This is a genomic window from Botrimarina colliarenosi (assembly GCF_007859955.1).
Lineage (GTDB): Bacteria > Planctomycetota > Planctomycetia > Pirellulales > Lacipirellulaceae > Botrimarina > Botrimarina colliarenosi.
This window is the reverse complement of record NZ_SJPR01000007.1, coordinates 105,989-123,768: the sequence shown is the minus strand read 5'-3', so window position 1 is coordinate 123,768 and position 17,780 is coordinate 105,989. Positions and strand designations below refer to the sequence as shown.

Genomic DNA, 17,780 nt, shown 5'->3' with positions numbered 1-17,780 from the left:
CCCTCCCATGCCTGCCGTTGAGTTGCCCGTGACCGTGCTGCTGGTTAGCGTCGCCTCGCCATGGTAGACGACTATCCCGCCGCCATGGCTATCGCTGCCCGCAGTGCTGTTGCCGCTGACCGTGCTGTTGGTCAGGGTGAGCCCGTCCGAACGGATGCCGCCGCCGCTCGCGTAGCTGCCTGCGGTGCTGTTGCCGCTGATCGTGCTGCCGGTCACGGTCAGGCTGCCCGCACGGATTCCGCCCCCGTCGGAACGATCTCCGGTGGTGAAATTACCGCTGACAGTGCTGTTGGTAATCAACGTGGTTCCACTGGAAGCATAGATCCCACCCCCATCGGCCCCATTGCCTGTGGTGCTGTTCCCGCTGATTGTGCTACCAGTCAGGGTCACATCGCCGTACCGCGTGCGAAGGCCGCCTCCATAAGCGTAGTAGCCGGCAGTGCTGTTCCCGCTAACGGTGCTATTGGTCAGCGAGATGTCGCCCCTATGGGTGTGAATGCCTCCGCCATAGGCTTGCTGCCCCGTGGTGGTGTTGTTACTGACTGCGCTGTTCACCAGTGACACGTTTCCCGCATGGGCGGAAATACCACCGCCAGAAGCTCCGAAGCCCGTGGTGCTGTTGCCGCTGATCGTGCTGCTGGTGAGCGTGAGGGCGCCATCGGAATTGAAAAGAATGCCGCCACCCCCAGTGGAGCCGTAACCGATGCTCACGACGTTACCGCCGGTGAGGGTAAGCCTCTCGAGTGACAGGTCGCCGCTGGTGGTGGAGAAGTTCAAGACTCGTGATTGCTGCTGCGCATCGATCACGACGTTCGACGTGAGCGCCGAGGCGTCGATCGTAAGCGTCTCGGTGATTTCGAGTTCACCGCCGGTGAGCAGGACCGTCTGGCCGCTCATGCCGGTGGCGAAAGTAATGGTATTGGGGCCGGCATTCGCGTTGGCCAGGAAAATCGCCTCGCGAAGCGAGAACTGGCCCGGTGACAAGTCGAAGTCGACGACGTCGGATAGGGTGTCGACCACCAATCCGCCCGACGGGATCGCGACGTTGTCCAGCTCGAACGCCCCCATGTCCAATCGACCGTAGCTTACCCGGGCGAAGCCGGGTCCGCGCTGGTCGAACTCAACTGCGCTCAACGCGATCGCCGGATCGCCCGCGTTAAGCGCCGGGCTGCCGGGCAGCAACGCGTGGGTTGGGGTGGGGCCGCCATTGTCGGCAAGCGGGCCGAGCAGTGGGTCGATATTCTGTAGATTGCCGACGCCGCCGTCGATTGCTTGCTGGATGAAGAAGAGCGATCCGGGGGCACTGCTCGCGTCGCCAATCAGGCTGTGATGGATCGTCAGGCTTCGGTCACGGACGAGATCAAAAATATCATCTGGTGCGCCACGGTTGGTATTGCCTGTCACGATCGAGTTCTCGATTGTGACTGGGGCCGTAGTATAACTAGTGGCGAAACCGACGCCGCCGCCATCGGCAAATATTCCAGCCGTCGAGTTGCCAATGATTGTACTACCCGACAGCCGAATGGCGCCCTGAGAATTGTATAGGCCGCCACCTTTGCCAAACTCTCCCGCCGTCGAATTGCCGCTGACGGTGCTGCTGTTCAGGGTCACATCGCCGCTGCGGGTCCTAACACCGCCACCCTTCCCGTTGCCCGTGTTGCCGCTGACGGTGCTGCTGATCAGCGTCACATCGCCACTGTAGGTCACGACGCCGCCGCCATCGGCCCCGCTGCCCGTGGTGCTGTTGCCGCTGACGGTGCTGCTGATCAGCGTCACATTGCCGGAGAGGGCGCCGATGCCGCCACCATGGGCCCCACCTCCGGACGTGCTGTTGCCGCTGACGGTGCTGCCGGTCAGGGTCACATCGCCTGTCGCCGAGAAAATGGCTCCCCCCGTGGCATGGGAGCCCACCGTACTACTGCTGCTGATCGTGCTGTTGGTGAGCGATAGGAGGCCGGAGGACAGGAAGCGGATGCCGCCACCGCTATGGATCGTCTCGCTTGCAAAGTTGGTGTAAGAGGGAGGATTGTCGTCGGTCGTGCGGCCGCCGGTGAGCGTGAGACCAGCCAGCGTCAAGTCGCCGGTGAGGGCTGAGAAATGCAAAACACGAGAGGTCTGCTGGGCGTCGATCGTCAGCAGGTCTTGTCCGGGGCCGGTGATCGTGAGCGTGTCGGTGATCTCCAGCTCCGAACCTTCCAGCAGGATGGCCTGCGGCGTGTCGAACAGCGAACTGAAGGTGATTGTGTCCGGCCCAGGGTTGGCGTTGGCCAACACAATCGCTTCACGCAGCGACACCTGGCCGGGCGAGAAGTTGTTGTCAAAGACATCGCTCGTTGAGCTCACAACCAGGCTGAGAACCTCAACGAACGGCTGAAGCTCGTAGGCGCCGATGTCCGGCCCAGCGCCGGCGGCGATAGGATCGTCGTACGAACGCAGGAACGGAAACCCTCGCTGGTCAGTTTGGGGCAGGTCGGCCGTGCCCCCCGCGTCAATCGCGGGGCTCCCCGGCAGCAACGCGTGCGTTTGGGTCTTGCCGCCGTTGTCGGCGAGCGGGCCGAGCAGCGGGTCGACGTTCTGCTGGTTGCCGACACCATTGGTGATGGCGAACCGCAGCTGACCGGCGGACACGCCGCCGCTGGGGTCGCCAATCAGGCTGTGATTGATCGTGAAGGCCGAGCCCGACTTGGGCTTCAGATCAGGCCCCAAGCCGCTGGCGGTGTTGCCGGCGACGATCGAGTTCTCAATGGTGAACACGGGGTTCCCGGTCGAGCCATCGCCAGAACCGATCCCCCCGCCGGTAGCAAACAGCCCGGAGGCCGCGTTGTCGCTGATCGTGCTTCTCGAGAGCGACACGCTGCCAAACGACGTGTAGATGCCGCCGCCCCTGCCGAACCTACCCTCAGAGGTGTTGCCACTAATGGTGCTGCTGACCAGTGAGATGCCGCCGGAGGTCGTGCTGATGCCGCCGCCAGGCGCGGTGTAGCCCGTGGTGCGGTTGCCGCTCAGCGTGCTGCTAGTGAGCGACACCCCGCCGGAGACCGTCGAGATCCCGCCGCCACTAGCCGTAGGGCCTGTGGTGCTGTTTCCGCTGACGGTGCTGTTGGTGAGCGACACGCTGCCGGTGCCTGTGCGGATCCCACCGCCAAAGCCGTAGTCGCCGGTGGTGCTGTTTGCGCTGACCGTGCTGCTGGTGAGGGTGAGCGCGCCGTTGGAGCTGAAGAGGATGCCGCCGCCGTGTTCCGCGGTTTGGCCGCCGGTGACCGTGAGGCCCTCCAGCGTCAAATCGCCGCTGGCGCTGGAGAAATTGATGACGCGCGAGCCCTGTTGGGCGTCGATGCGGAGCAGCTCAGGGCCCGGCCCGGCGATCGTGAGCGTGTCGGTGATCTCGAGCTCGGTCCCTCCCAGCAGGATGCCCTGACCAAAGACTCCGGCGTCGAACGTGATCGTGTCGACGGCGGGACTTGCGTTGGCCAGATTGATCGCCTCGCGGAGCGTCATCACGCCGTTGTCCGGGTCGCCGTCGTCGATGTCGGCCGCGTTGTCGTTGACCCTCAGCTCGACCGTTTCGTAGGCGCCCATGTCGATACGGCCGCGATTGACTCGGGCGAAGGACGCGCCACGTTGGTCGTACTGGTCGGTGGTGACAATGAAGTTCGGATCCCCCGCGTCAATCGCCAGACTCGCCGACAGCAGCGCGTGGGTCTGGGTCGGGCCGCCGTTATCGGCCAGGGGGCCGAGCAACGCCGGCTGGTTGAGCAGATTGCCGGCTCCGGTGGCCTCGGTGATTGTCGAACCGGTGGTGTCGCCAATGAGGCTGTGGTTCACGCTGAGAACGACGCGCTGGCCGGCGGCCAGATCAGGTGCAACGCCGTTGTCGGTGTTGCCCGTCACGATCGAGTTCTGGACCGTGAACGAGACTTGGCCGAAATTGGAGCGAACTAGAATCCCGCCAACAGCATTCAGGGAATTCGTGCCTTCGTTCCCGGTGATGGTACTGCTGAGGATTGACGTGGGCCCGTACGCGCTAATCCCGGCGGCATTGGAATAGTTTCCCCAGACTTGGTTGCCACTGACCGTGCTGCTCGTGAGAGTCAACCTGCCCGGCCCGGCTGCACTCCCAGCACTGATGCCGCCGCCAGGGGCGCGCACGCCGTGGGTGCGATTATTGCTAATCGTGCTGCTAGAGATCGACACCGTGCCGGCCGAAACGCCGCCTCCCACGGCGTAGTTGCCCCTGGTGTAATTGTCGCTAACGGTGCTGTTGTTGATCGATAAGGCGCCGCCCAACACTGAACCGTAGCCAACTTGAACGCGGAGGCCCCCCCCGAAAGCAGAGCCACCGTGGGTGCGGTTCTCCGTGACGGTGCTGTTGGTGAGCGTCATATCGCCCATTGAAAAGACGCCGCCGCCGTAGGAGCCAAAGCCCCGGGTATAGTTATTGCGGACCGTGCTGCCGTTGATCAGCACGTCGCCACGAGAATGGACGCCGCCGCCAGGGGCATTTTCTTCAAGAGTGTGATTGTAGGAAACCCTGCTGCTGATGACCGACACGTCGCCAGAAGAATACACGCCGCCGCCACGGGCAAACCGACCCGCAGTGCCGTTTCCATTGACCACGCTCTCGGTGAGGGACACGTCGGCGCGTGAGAAAATGCCGCCGCCATGGGCACGGTCGGCCGTGGTGTTGTTGCTGCTAATGTCGCTGGAGGAGATGGACACGCTGCCGGAATCCGTAGCAATACCCCCACCGTGGGCATACTCGCCCGCGGTGCTGTTGAAGATGACCGAGCTGCCAAAGATGGACACGCTGCCAGCCCCCGTGGCGATCCCGCCACCACGGGCGTCTCTCCCCGTGGTGCTATTGTGATCGACCTTGGAATTGTTGAGGGTGAGCGTGCCGCTGGAAACGAAAAGGATGCCTCCCCCCGCAGACTCCGACAGGCCGCCAGTGACCCTAAGCCCCTCAAGGGTCAGGTCGCCAGTGGCGCTCGAAAAATGGAAGACGCGCGACCGTTGCTGAGCGTCGATAGTCCGCACATTCCCCGACGCGTCAACGCTAGTGATCGTGAGGGTGTCGGTGACCTCCAGTGCGCCATTTGTCAGTGCGATCGCACCGTACGCAGCGGCGCCGGCAAAGACGATCTGGTCGGCGCCCGCTGAGTTGTTCGCCAGGCCGATCGCGTCACGCAGGGTACCGGGCCCTGCGTCATCCAAATTGGTTACCGTGAACACCGCCAGCAGGCGGCGATCTTCGAGCGGCTCGATTCGCGGCGTGCGAGTCAGAAACGAACGTCCGGGGCGGGAAGCCTTGGAAGACGAACGGCTCGCCGCGCAGCGGCGCAGCCATTGCCAATGGGTAGATCGCGACATCGTCAGCGCCTCGGCCGTCAGAGTGGTGCAAACTCGAGCAGAATGACCACATCAGTTGGCGACGCAGACCGAGCCAGCATAATCGCCAACCTCTCCGCAAACAACCAATTTGGGGGGGGTCGACGGGCGTCTTGGGGTAGGAGAAACGGATCCCCGAAGCTCAACGAAGCACAGAAGATAGCGCCTATAAGCAGACGTGTCGTTCGCTGCGGAGGCGACGGCCCTCAGAGCGATTCACCGATGCGACTTTGATCGGTCCTCAAGCCGCCGAGGGTGGACCAACACCAGCGGCTTTAACTGACGGCTATGTCGCAGCGGTCTGCCGTCGGCGGGGACACCGCTGCGACTTTGCAGAGACGGTAGCCGCCGCGGCCGATTCAAGCACGACGTATTGGTTGGCGGGGCAATCTGGTGCGTTCTGGCGGAACGGCGCTGACGCTTAGTTCGGCCTACATCCTTCGGCGAATCGAGGTGGCGAGCGCTGTGAGCCCGAGCCAAATCGTGGCCGGCTCCGGGATCTGGTAGACGAGCACGGTGAAGCTGCCGACGTTATCGCCGGCGAACGTATCGGCGAACCCAAATGACAGCGGGGCTCCGTCGCCGATCAGGTCTGTCGAGTAAACGTGGTCGTTTGAGTATGGCCCCCAGTCTACCGGCGAACCATCGACCAACACGCCGACATCGATGTCGTTGATCGTGTCGATTGGGTTATCAAAGCCGAGGTACTCCGCGTCGGCCTGCGGGCCGGTCGGCCCCGAGACACCCACCGCGCCGACGACCTCGATGCGGTACGGCAAGCCGGATGCGAGTGTCGCTTGTGTCGAAACGCTCTCCCCTTGGCCGGGGAGCGTCACGACCTCGATCAGTTCCAGATCGGGATCAGCGACAAAGACATTATCGAAGATCGCTTCTTGCCCCCCGAACAAGACGGTATCGATGTCGCCGCGCAGTTCGATACGCCCCTGGCTGTTGCTCACGCGGACGATATCAACCGCGACGCCACTAAGGTCGGCTCCATCGAACAACTCGAAGACGGCGGTGCCACCGCCCCGCGCCACGAGCACGTCCGAGCCGTTGGCTCCGAGGGTGACGGTTCCGCCGCTGTTGTAGAACGGGATCGAAACGAACGGTCGCGTCCCAAGGCTTGCCGCCAAGTCCATCGTGACCGAACGGGGATACAGATAGTTGCCGGCCGAGGGGATGGAACGGCTGTTGGCGAAACCAACTTGGCCAATGAAAGTCCTTGCTGGGCCCGCGATGCCCGTGTCGGTCGTCTCGAACCGGACGCCCGCCGATGTGAACGGTTCGCCCTCGTCGAAGCGGACCGAGTCGTCGAAAGTGGTCCCGGTCGGGAACTCGTCAAAATCGATAATCAGGGCGCTGCTCGGCATGGCGAGAGCCGCCGAGAGAAAAAGCCCGAGGGATGCCAGACGCATAGTGTTGGTCTCCGGAATCGTTTAGTCCCGGCAGCAGCCTACCCCCAAACGGTGCCATCGGCAACGAAATCCCCGCGACCGTCAGGGAGTCGGCCAGAGAGGCTTGAATACGGGGCGACTTTTCACCCGGCCGTTCGTTTGCGATTTCTCGCCTACGCCCGACCGGGCGTTAAAGTTCCACGCCAACGTACGTTTGCGATAGGCTCGATCCTCGGCCGCTTGCAGGCGATCGAGCAGCGTCATCGAAGTCGAATTCAACGGGGCCAACACCTTATAGCTAATACTGAGACGCGACGCTCCGACCCTATCACACGACCGTTGGTGATTCCATCAGGACGGAGTGATCTGCCGTTCTAGCTCACGATTTCCTTCTGCCGATCGCGGGTGCCAAGATGGCGGCGAACGCCGCAACACGGCTATAGCTGCTCGTCGCCTAGAAGGGCGTCACCTGGGCATCGAGCCATATCCCGTTCGTGCGTACAGGGCGTCGCCTTCGGCTGTTTGGCAACCCTTTCCATGTCGCGTCGGTTGGACCGGCTTCGCGTCATGAGAATTGCCAGAACTGCCCGAGGTGGAATTCACCTCTGCGGGAAGTGATATACCGCATCGCTCAGGAGACTGACCTGGCCGACCGACTGGGAAGCTCGTGTCGCATTCGTTCGAGCATTATTCCAGCAATCCGCGTTTCCTCAACGCCGATTTCATCCGGTTGAGCGTCGGGTGCTGCTTGGCAAGATGAGCGGCGTGCTTGCGCGAGAGCTGTTCGCCGCCATCGGCCGCCAGCGCCTCCCGCAACTCATCGAGCACCTCAGCCGCCGCTTCGTAGTTATCCGTTCCGCGAGCGGCGACGAGTTCGTCAGCCTTGCGGAGCCATTTTTTTGGCTCGTCAACCATCTGCTTCATACGCACTTTGCGCTCCTGAGCCTGTTTGGCTGCTTTGCGATTCTCGGCGGCTACGAGCCGCTCCTGTTCTCGTTCGTACTCGGCTTGGCGGAGCTGAGCGGCTCGATCCAGCAATTCTTGACAGTTTCGGTTTGTGGTAACGGTCGGCCAGACCGAAGAGGTCGTTGCTCCAAGGATGCGAGCAACCGTTGCCGCTTTGACCGCGGCCGAATCTTCCGAGAGCAATTCGCGGAGCAGTGACTTGACGTCTTTATCGCTCTTGGACTCCACCCACCGCTGAATCCGTTGTTCTGGAGAAGCCACGTCGGGGGCTTCTGCCGAAACCTCGGCCGCAGCGCCCAACAAGTGCGGTTCGAGGCCAAAGAACTCCAGGAAGGGCTGTGCGTCGCCGGCAATCTTGGCGAGGCCGCCAGGCACGGGAGGCTCTTTGGCATCGACGGAGTCATGTTGTCCGTCAATCGCCGCAGCGAGCCAGAATAGGTAGAGGACCCGGAGGTCGCCGGCCATCAGCCGAGTGCGAAGCCCGACAATCGCCCGCATGCAGGGTTCGAACTCCCACAACTCTTCGAGTTCGTCCGCCTCATGGTACGGGGCCAGAGTCAGAACGCCCCCGCTGCCACGCCGGTCCGGCGCCCAAGAGAGTCCCTCGACGATGTAGCTCGACCAGACGGCCTTCGCGAACGGCACTCTCGCAGGCAGCCGGATAGCGACCGTTCGAATCCCAAAGTTGGCGTAGTGGAGGTGGACGTCGTAGCCCCTTTGGAGCATTCCGATCACGTCACCACGAAAGTCTCCGAAATGGTACTCGTTGTGAAACGACCGCCGCGAAATCTCTGCCCGAGTTGACTGTTTCCTGGCGTAGGCCAGCTCACGGTCCGTGAGCGGCCGGTCAACCGCCTGGAACTCGACGTATTGGTACTCGCTCACTCATGGACCTCCTGTCGAGATATCAGCGGCTAAGGCGTCAGGGGAATTGCCTCAATCGTTCCTTGCGAAGAGCTCCTCAAACAACTCACGCCCTCGGGCCAACCCCTCGGGCGTCATGACCACGGACTTCGCTTTTGAGACGGGGTCGCCCAGGAGGCCCTTTTCATGCAGACGGTTGAGGGCGTCCCAATCATGGCCTTTCCAGATGCGGGCCCCAAACTCGTCTTCTTGGTGGGTGGTCAACGTTAGAAGTGCGAGAACGGCATTGTCGACTTTGTCGGTGTCGTATGGCATGCGGTGTCCCTCTAACCGGGGCAATACGGCGGTGATCCGCGGTCAATTCTAATATCCGGAACCACCTGAGAAAGCTCACCGATAGCCGAGAAGCCGAGACTCGTGAACCTGCGTCGGCCCGACATCCATGAGGAAGCCTCTGTCAAGACCGGAGCAAGACGAGCACGGGACTACACCAGACATCCATTCGGCGTCATTCGCTGCCGCGGAGCGCCACACGTCATGATACGGTTGCCCCCACTCACACCTACGGCGTCGCGATGCGCCATGTCGGAGCCCCGGGGTGCAACCTTGGTCCCGCTCTCGATCTTGACTTCAGCTACTGGAATCGGGCTCAGGCCGCGAGCTGCACGCTCTCACGCCACTCCGTCTCCCGTTTGAGCATCGCCCACATCACCCGCACCAAGTAATGCGCCGTGGCCACCAACGCGATCTTCTTACGCTGCGGGTCCGCACGCTGGGCTCGATCGTAGGACGCCCCCACCGTCGGCGAGCGGCGGCGGGCCTGCCACGCGGCCTCGGCGATCAGGCGGCGAACCACCGAGGGCCCCTCGCGCGTGATGTGCCCCAACCGGTTCCTATCGCCCGACTGGTCTTGCCGCGGAACCAAGACGAAGTACTGGCCGACCGCCTTGGCGTTGGGGAAGCGGTGGGGGTCGTCCACGAACGCGACCATCGCCTCCGCCGTCCGAGGCCCGACGCCGGGGATCGTCCGCAACCGCTGTACGGCCGCCGATTCTTGACCTTTGTGGTTGAGTTCTTGGTCGAGGCGGAGCACCTGCCGGTGGAACCCCTCAATCTCTTCGAGGAGCAGGTCACGCCGAAGGTTCTGCGACGCCGTTGGCAGATCGATCGCACGAAGCCAGCGCATCCCCGTCTTGGTCCACAGATTCGGGCTGCGTGGCGGGACCTCACCGGCGCTACGCAGCAGGGACCGCACGGCGCACTTCGCCCGCGTTCGTTTGTCAATCACTTGGCTCCGGGCGTTGATCAGCTCTCGCCACGCGCGGACGTCAAGCGACGGCACGTGGACTTCCGGCACCTCGCCCAGATACAGCAGCTTGGCCAGGCCGTCGGCGTCGTTGCGGTCGTTCTTACTCCTCGACCGATAGATCAGCCGCAGATGACCCGGGTGGGCGACGACGACCCGATCGACGATCGGGTGGAGCAGATCGTACGAGTGCCCGTAGCCACAGCTGGCCTCGTAGCAGACCTCGACCCGCCCCCTGAGTCGTTTGAGCCGAGGCCGCATCTCCTCGACCGAGCGGACACGGCCCCTCTCGACCAGCTTGCCGTCGCCATCCAACACCGTGAACGTTACCTGACGAGCGTGAACATCCAGACCTACGTAGAACATCGGAAACCTCCTGGATCAGCGGACCTAGGAACGCAAGGCTTACGCCCTGCAATGTTACCCAGCCGACTTTGGCTTCCTCATAGACTCACTTCTCAGCAGATCTGGCGGCTGTAAAAAAACCAGCCCGGAGCGTGCCAGGAGTCTATTGATTCTAAGCTGGTCGTAATCGCAAGTCTGGTCGTATGGCTAAAGGTCGTCGATATCGACCATCTTGCCGTCTTCGCGATTGGCCAGTTTCGCGAGGACACCGAGTTCGGTGTCGTCGCCGACGAATCGGATGGAGCCGTCAGCTATCGCGAACTGGCAGCCGCCCGGGTGGTAGCTGCCGAACCCACCGACAGCGAGCGAGTTGTTCGGGTCGCCTCCCCGTGGGATGTAGGGGTCATCGCTTTGTTCGGCGTCATCCACCGGAGCTTCGTCGCCCGACTCTTCCTCGAGGCCCTCATCACCTCCGAAGTCTCCACCGCCACTGCCGTCGTAGGTTAGGTAATTTGCCGCTGATTCCCACCAAGGTGGAAGCGAGCCGCCGCCCCAGCGATCGGCTTCCTTGCCACCGTTTTCGTTGATGGCGACGCCAACATTGCGCAGCGTCGCGGGCGTTCCGCTCATCCAACCGAGATCGGTCAAGCCGTCAGTGATTTTCTCTCCCAGCAGCAGTGTGTAGCCGGCGCCGTCCAGCATCTCTTCGAATCGGATGCGGCTGTTGAGGAATAAGAGGCCCGTATTGGTCTCCGCGATCGGAGCCTCAGCGTCATGATGGACCCCCGCGTAACTCGAGTAGGGGTAATCATCCGCGGGCGTGCTCGGGCATCGCAAGAGCTGGATCCCCGACTGCCGCACCGCGTTGTTCAACCGATGGTAAGCGCCTACCTCAAGGTCCATCGTCCGGTAACGCACCTGCTCGCCCATGTAGGGGAGGATTCGCACGATCCAACTCTTGTGATCGCCTTCGGGCAGATTGCGGATCGGACCGGACGGGTTGGTCGAGCCGCTGGGGAATCTCTCGAAGGCCGCCTCGAAGTTGTGCACACCAATTGTCACCTGCCGCAAGTTGTTCTGGCAGGATGATCGTCGAGCGGCTTCGCGAGCCGCCTGGACCGCTGGAAGCAGCAACGCGACCAAGATGCCGATGATCGCGATCACTACGAGCAGTTCGACTAGGGTGAAACCCCACGACCTTCGCAGGGAGCGGCGTAGTAGTGCGGACATGGCGACTCGGTCTTGTCTTATTGAAGGTGAACCGCAGTTTAGAAGCGGTGCGATATCGTGTGGCGGACGGGAGAATCAGCGATGGGGGACAACGCGACCTGGGCGATGACACGCTGCGCGCCGCCACCATCGGTCGCGTCGATGGTGATCTGCACTTCGGCGCCGTATTCCTGTCCCAGCTGGACGGCGCTAACCTGCCAAACTTCGCCGGCATAATCGGGCTCGGCGTTCAATCGAGCGACGGCGCGGGCGACGGCGACCTCGGCGAGCCGCTCGGCTTGCCGTTGCTTGAGCTCTAGCCGCGCCTGGCGACGCCCCTGAAGAACGCTCGTCGTCCAGCCCGTCGCGAGAGCGGCCGTAACCACAAGCAGCACGAGGACCGAGATCATAACAAACCCCGGCCGCTGTGCGAGCTTCGAGCGATGTTGCTGTCTCATTCCGAGCCCCTCGGGATCCGAAGACGGGCGTTACGATTCAGCTCCGCGACGAGTGACCTGAAGACCGGTTTCGCTTCGCCGCCAGACGGTTGTGAGCTGTGGAAGTTCATCTCGATGACTCCCTCGTCGTCCAGCCGGTCACTCGAAACGGACCATCCCACGTCGGTAGGTAGGCGAAAATAAGCGGACTTTCCGTCCGCAATACGCTCCCATCGGCCCGCTTTAGGCATGTAAGTGATGCTCTCTCCGTTCGGCAAAGTAAGGCTCAGCGTAGGCGCTTCGAAGCGAGCTTCCTCGGCGGCTCGGACGTCGGTCCGGAGGCACGCGGCGAGGCGCTCGAGGTCGCCTGACTCCGCGCTGACACTATCGAATCGGTGATCGACGCGGGCGAGGCTTGCGAGCCCGTTGCCCACTAGTCCGAACGCGATGGTAACGAGGAAGATAACGACAATGAGTTCGACTAGGCTGGTGCTGCCGCGGCGGCGAGATCGGATGAAGCATTTCATGGCTCGACGCCCTCCCGGGGATAGACCCAGGTCGCCAAGCTTCGGCTTAGCGGTTCGGCTGCCGGCGTTGGTTGCCAACTGAGAACGAATTGCAGACGTTTGCCGGTGATTGGCGAGTCTTCCTCTGCTACCTCGACGGAGAGGCGCCATTGATGCAGTCTCGCTACGGCATGCGGCGACGGCTGGATGTCGGCTAGCCTTTCGGCAGTGATGTCGCCCCAGTCGAGTGCGAGGGCGAGCTCCATCGCATTGTCGAGGGTTTCGGTAGCAAGCCGCTCTTGAGTCGTCAGGCGCCACTGGCGGTCGATCGTTTGAGTCGTGCGACTGATCACTACCAGGGCGATCCCCAATGCTACCAGCCCCGCTACGCACTCCAAGAGGAGCGATCCCCTACGGCTACGTGATGTGTGTTCTCTGGAGTGATGGAACATCAGGCGAGTCCGTTGATTAGCTTGACGAGTGGCACGAACAGCGCGATGCAGATCCAAGCGACAAAGAGACCGAACACGACTATCGCAAGTGTGAACCCGATCTGTTGCCACGCCTCCCATTGAAACGCGGCCTGGGCGACGCGACGGTCGGCTATGGACCGCAATGCCCAGGGGGTGTTGCCGGCTGATTGAGCCGCCCGCAGGAGGTCTCTGTCAACCGGATCGATTAAGTCTGCCCGTTCGAGTGACATCGACCAGTCGGCGCCAACATCTATCTCGTCGTGGCATTGGCGCAGACGATGGGCGATGAAGCGAATGGGGTACCTCGGCGTACCTTGTGCGAGCCGATTGATCGCATCGGGTAGCGGCATTCGGTTTTCTACCACGTTCGCCAATAGCCGCAGGACATCGGCCCGACGCCAAGCACTAAAGAGATAGTCGGTTAACAATCCTAAGACGGGTAGATCGACTGCATAGCAGAGCATGACGATCACGACGAAAAGTCCAAGTAGAATCAGCGTCAACGAAATGAGACTGACCAATAACTCGGCGAATGGAAGCTGATGTAATCCGATCAGCGAACGGCTGATCGCCGGCAGTTCTAGCCCGAAATCGACGAAGATCGCTTCGAATGCAGGGACGATCGCCACGAAGATGAATGTCACGATGCCAATCATCAGCAACGTCACCCACGCCAGATAGCTGAAGCGGCGGGTGAGACCCCACACTTGCGAGCCCTGATCCTCCACAGGTTCAAGACCTGCGACGACCGAGATCGGCAGTCCCCCGTCGGCCGCCAAGGCGGCGTAGGCCTGCGCCATCGGTGGGAACGCTCTTGCGTTCTTACCGATAGCGACGGGCAGTTCCGTCCCCTTCGCAAGGTCCTTGACGAATCGCCGCAGGCGTCGGAGGACCGGCCCACGAAAACGGTCGAGACGCCCCTGCAACGCTGGCCCGACGGGGAGGTTGGCGGCCATCGCTCGGGTGACGATCGACCACGCTTCTTGACGCATTTGCGACCGCTTCGCCAGCGCCATCTCGAGACCAGAGTACCACACGACAAATACGGGGACGAACGCTCCAAACAGCGACCACACCGCGACCACGCAAGCAAGCGGGATCAGCAGCAACCAGCTGATGACGCGGAATAGCGAGTACACCGGGTCGTGCCGCTCGGGGCCGCGTGCTCCGTACGCAAGGCGCAGCAGGAACCGGATCGCCAAACCGAGGGCGAGCGTTGCAAAAACGATGGTTAGCGGATTGAGATTCAATGCGAGTAGTGAGTCAGGATAACCCTTCGATCAGTTTGAGCATCGGCAAGAACATCGCGGGGACGAACAGCATGAGAAACCCACCCACCAGCCAGATCATGAGAGGGGGAAGCGAGCAAGAGAGAAACTCCAGTTGTCGTCGTGCGTGGGCCGAATAGCTCGAGGCGGCTGACTCCAGGGCGGCGGGCAGGGCGCTGCTTTCTTCGCCCTCACGGATTTGCCCGACTAAATCCCTTTCGAAGTGCCGCGACGCACTCATCGCATCGGCGAGACTCTTGCCTTCGTCGCAATGCTGCGCGACTTGTAGCGCCGCCGTGGCAAGATTGTGATCGACCAATCCTGCCGCGGCGCAACGCAATGATTCGCCTAACGGAAGACGCGCCTTCGTGTAGGTCGCCAGCATTCGGGCGAGCGAAGCATGGCCTTCGTAGGTCCACAGAGGACCAATGAAGGGCAAGCTGCCGACGAACCAATGCACGTAGCGAGCCAACCCCGGCGTCATTGCCATCACGGAGAGTCCGGCGACGGTTAGCCCGATAAGCAGGATGGTGAGCGGAGCCCAGCGGCAGAACCAGAAGAAGAACTCGGTCGCCGCCGGCAGTTCGAGCCCAAAACCGCCATACATCGACGCGAATTCAGGGACAAGAACCCACGATGAAAAGAGGATGACCCCCACCAACATCGTCGACACGAGTAGCGGGTAAGTGAAGATCGCAAACAAACGGCCCCTTAATTGGCGCTCGCTGGTGACGACATTCGACAAGGCTGGCAACACCGTTGAAAGATCCCCACCCGCTTCGGCCACCATCTGCAACTGCCTGCGGAGACTCTTCGGAAAGCGAGGTGAAACCTCCGCGAGGGCCGCTTTCAACGAGCGGCCGCCGTCGAGCTCATCGGCAAGCGATTCAATCGCGACGCCCACGCGGCCGCCATGCTCTTCCCCGAGTGCGCGGAGCATTGCGGGCAGCGGCAACCGCCACTCGGTTCCCAGCGCGATCTGAGCGGCGGGCGTTGCCCGGGCGCCGTCGTCGGTGGGTCGGTCGATCGAGGAGTCTTCAGACGGAAACACGCAGAACCTTCGAAGAGGGGCCGATGCCGAACGTTAAAACCACCCCGCCATCTCTTTCAACGACTGGATGTACGGCCAGAGCATTAACACTGCGTAGATTACTACCGCGCTTCCACCAAGAACAGCTGAAGAGATCACTGGCAGCATAACGGCGGTGGTGTCGGACGCCAACGAAGCTCGCTCTTCGTAAGACGAGGCGGCTTGGTCGATCGCCTCGCTTAAGACAGCGGCGTCTCCTTGCATCGCCACGGCCGAGCGAACGAGGGGAGGCAGCTGTTTCAACGCGTCGCCTTCGTCGCTAACCGCGTTCCCTTGACGGATCGCCGCGGCGAGTCGTTTAGAAGGCCCGACATACCTTGGCCAACCTGTCGCCTCGGCGGCGAGCTCTAATGCGACCGGCAAGGAAGTTCGTTGCTTTAGCATCAGCGTCAGCAATCGGCAGTAGGTGGAGGCTGCCGTCAGCCTGAGGACGTTCCGCACGCCGGGCAAATTGGCGGCGGAGCCCAATGGCGCCGCCAACACTCCTCCATCGGGACCACCTCGCGCCACAACCCACAGCACTAACGCGCCTAAGAGGAGGGGCACGCCGTAGAGGAATGCCCCCATTACCACGCGCCGCGTCTCAGCGTCGGGGTTGCCGCTAGGCGATGCGGTGATCCAGTCGTACTCGGGCAGCAACGATTGGCTAGCGAACAGCAAGAGAGTCCACGCGGCGACGGCCACGAACACCGGGTAGCCGGCCGCCATTACACAAGTGCGCCGCAGTTGCAACGAACGCGTCAGCGCCTCGCTCAGTTCTTGCAGCGCCGCGGGCAATTGGCCGCAAGCCTCGCCGGCTCGCACCAACGCGGCGTAGTAGCGAGGCAGAGCGCCGTCGGCTTCGATCGCTTCGTCAAGAGTCTGGCCGGCTTGAACCCTCTCACCCAGCCGGGCCGCTATAGAGTCGGCGCCCTTCAACATGCCGGCGGCTTGCGTAAGCGTCGGGGCGAGCGGCAGGCCGCCCCGTGCGAGCGCTAAGATCTCCGCGTTCACTGCGATCAGCTCTTCGAGAGTCGCACGCTTCGGCATCGTTGCTATCCCGCTCCACCCGATAAGGATAACGCCGGGCTACGCGCCAGCGCGTTCGTTCCACCCTAGTACGCGATCGACCTCGAGCTGATCCGTGACCCCGGCAGACACGAGGTCGGCGGCCTGCGAACGGAGACAAGCGACTTGGCGATCTTGGAGTTCTTTCGCGAACTGTGCCCGATCGTACCCGGGATGAATCGAGTCAGCGAGTGTTGATGTTGTAAGATCGACCGCTTCGGCAACGACGACACGCCCCCGATAGCCAATCCCTCCGCAGGCCTGACAATCGGTGTGCGTCGCGCCACGCCGGCACTCGGTGCAGAGTCGACGAAGCAAACGTTGAGCGACGATTGCCCGCGTTGCAGACCGAATCATGTACGCCGGGGCGCCCATATCGAGTAGCCGGGTGATGGCCGTCGCCGCATCGTTGGCGTGGAAGGTCGTGACTACCAGTTGGCCGGTAACCGCCGCTTGAAAAGCGATGTGCGCCGTCTCGGAATCGCGGATCTCGCCGACATAGATGACTTCTGGGTCTTGCCGGACAATTGCCCGGAGGCCGGCATGCATGTCGAAGCCGGCATGGGGATTGGCCTGCGATTGTGCGACGCCGGGCACGATCACCTCGACGGGGTCTTCGAGCGAGACCACGCTCCGACCACCAGCCGACTGCTCACGGATCGTACGCAAACTGGCGTAAGCCGTCGTTGTCTTCCCGGCGCCAGACGGACCGACAAACAGCACCGCCCCGCTCGTTTGAGCCAGAGATCGCTCAAGGACTCGCGCTACGTCCACCGGCATCCCAATACTACTCAGCGTCGCAAGTTCCCCGGCGTTTTCTGACATGACTCGCCCGACGATTCGCTCGCCGAAAACCGTCGGCAGCGTGCTGACTCGCATCGGTCTGCCCAGCCCTTCGAGGCGGAGGCGTCCTTCTTGCGGCTTGTTGGTTTCGTACGTCAACAGACCGGACAGCACCTTCAATCGCGACACGATATTCGGGCCGATCGCAGGCGGAAATGTCACGATCCTTTGCATGACGCCGTCGATCCGCCACTCGGCTAAAAGCCCATCAGGCGTTGGCGTCAGGTGCAGGTCACTCGCCCCTTTCGAGAGAGTCTGCTCGAGCAAGACTTGGACGAGTTCCGGCGCATTCGAGGGCCATGTCATAGCGTTAGGCCGATTCTCGAATGGCGTGGGGCAACAGATGGATGGCGATGAGCAACCTGCGAAGGTCGGCCGTTTCCTAGCCGCACTCATTCTAAGAAAGATGGCATTCTAAGAGAGGTCGCGACCATTCTCCACCTTTCACGGCGCAGATTCAGCCAAGTCGCAGGTCCAGAAATGTCGGCGAACGAGCAACGCCGGCTCGCCGAACGGAAGTTCGACGCACCGGGGAACCTATTCAGCGTCGGCCGTATACCACTTACCGGCTTTCGACATCCGCCAAACCTGCGGAGGCTTCATCGTTCTCAGCAGGTTCGAGTCTCCCTGAAACGGAGGTC

At 62.2% G+C, this 17,780-nt stretch carries 12 protein-coding genes; all 12 read right to left on the bottom strand.

The window, feature by feature from the left end; all coding sequences use genetic code 11:
- Positions 1-5,370, bottom strand: a 5,370-nt coding sequence (locus tag Pla108_RS18730) for a right-handed parallel beta-helix repeat-containing protein (RefSeq protein WP_146446537.1), incomplete at its 3' end; no start/stop codon positions are given.
- A gap of 449 nt (positions 5,371-5,819) precedes the next feature.
- Positions 5,820-6,806, bottom strand: a complete 987-nt coding sequence (locus Pla108_RS18725) for a hypothetical protein (RefSeq protein ID WP_146446506.1) — start codon at positions 6,804-6,806, stop codon at positions 5,820-5,822.
- Between the two features lie 666 nt (positions 6,807-7,472).
- Positions 7,473-8,636, bottom strand: coding sequence for a hypothetical protein (locus Pla108_RS18720; RefSeq protein WP_146446505.1), 1,164 nt, complete (start codon positions 8,634-8,636; stop codon positions 7,473-7,475).
- Positions 8,637-8,687: 51 nt separating this feature from the next.
- Positions 8,688-8,930, bottom strand: a complete 243-nt coding sequence (locus Pla108_RS18715; RefSeq protein ID WP_146446504.1) for a DUF6429 family protein — start codon at positions 8,928-8,930, stop codon at positions 8,688-8,690.
- A 334-nt stretch (positions 8,931-9,264) separates the two neighbouring features.
- Positions 9,265-10,287 (bottom strand): IS110 family transposase, encoded by a 1,023-nt coding sequence (locus tag Pla108_RS18710; RefSeq protein WP_146446503.1) that lies wholly within the window; start codon positions 10,285-10,287, stop codon positions 9,265-9,267.
- A gap of 186 nt (positions 10,288-10,473) precedes the next feature.
- Complete coding sequence (locus Pla108_RS18705; protein ID WP_146446536.1) at positions 10,474-11,496, bottom strand: DUF1559 domain-containing protein; 1,023 nt, start codon at positions 11,494-11,496, stop codon at positions 10,474-10,476.
- 38 nt (positions 11,497-11,534) lie between these two features.
- Positions 11,535-11,933 carry a hypothetical protein gene (locus Pla108_RS18700; protein WP_146446502.1) on the bottom strand — a complete coding sequence of 133 codons (399 nt, stop codon included), beginning with the start codon at positions 11,931-11,933 and terminating at the stop codon, positions 11,535-11,537.
- A gap of 502 nt (positions 11,934-12,435) precedes the next feature.
- On the bottom strand, positions 12,436-12,771 hold the full coding sequence (locus tag Pla108_RS18695; protein WP_146446501.1) for a hypothetical protein: 336 nt from the start codon (positions 12,769-12,771) through the stop codon (positions 12,436-12,438).
- Between the two features lie 98 nt (positions 12,772-12,869).
- On the bottom strand, positions 12,870-14,141 hold the full coding sequence (locus tag Pla108_RS18690; protein WP_146446500.1) for a type II secretion system F family protein: 1,272 nt from the start codon (positions 14,139-14,141) through the stop codon (positions 12,870-12,872).
- Positions 14,142-14,154: 13 nt separating this feature from the next.
- Positions 14,155-15,210 (bottom strand): type II secretion system F family protein, encoded by a 1,056-nt coding sequence (locus tag Pla108_RS18685; RefSeq protein WP_261342531.1) that lies wholly within the window; start codon positions 15,208-15,210, stop codon positions 14,155-14,157.
- A 33-nt stretch (positions 15,211-15,243) separates the two neighbouring features.
- Positions 15,244-16,278: a type II secretion system F family protein gene (locus tag Pla108_RS18680; RefSeq protein ID WP_146446498.1), complete on the bottom strand. Its 1,035-nt coding sequence runs from the start codon at positions 16,276-16,278 to the stop codon at positions 15,244-15,246.
- A gap of 39 nt (positions 16,279-16,317) precedes the next feature.
- Entirely contained in the window at positions 16,318-17,445 is a 1,128-nt protein-coding gene (locus Pla108_RS18675; protein ID WP_197526696.1) for a GspE/PulE family protein, read from the bottom strand.
- Between the last annotated feature and the right edge of the window lie 335 nt (positions 17,446-17,780).